This is a genomic window from Phormidium sp. CCY1219 (assembly GCF_035615515.1).
Classification (GTDB): Bacteria; Cyanobacteriota; Cyanobacteriia; order Cyanobacteriales; family Laspinemataceae; genus CCY1219.
This window is the reverse complement of the sequence record NZ_JAJENT010000322.1, coordinates 1-305: the sequence shown is the minus strand read 5'-3', so window position 1 is coordinate 305 and position 305 is coordinate 1. Positions and strand designations below refer to the sequence as shown.

The window sequence follows — 305 nt, the reverse complement described above, 5'->3', positions numbered from 1 at the left end:
ACCTTCTAGAGAAATGGGGTAGATGTTGTCTCTACTGCAGCCAAGAAAATGTGCCTCTCGAAGTCGAGCATATTCACTCCAAATCCAAAGGGGGGAGTAACCGAATTAGCAACCTTACTCTGTCTTGCGTTAAGTGTAATCAGAGAAAGAGAAATAAGCCTGTGGAGCAATTCCTAAAAAAGGAACCGGAATTACTGAACGAGATTCTGTCGAAGGACCAGCGCCCACTCAAGGATGCTGCTGCCGTCAACTCAACTCGATGGGCGTTGTATCGGGCTTTGTCTCAAACAGACCTTCCTGTAGAA

1 protein-coding gene is annotated in these 305 nt (G+C 46.6%); it reads left to right on the top strand.

All coding sequences use genetic code 11. The features are described 5' to 3' along the window. The coding region (locus LKK83_RS05495; RefSeq protein ID WP_324629921.1) for an HNH endonuclease at positions 1-305 on the top strand (305 nt) is incomplete at both ends.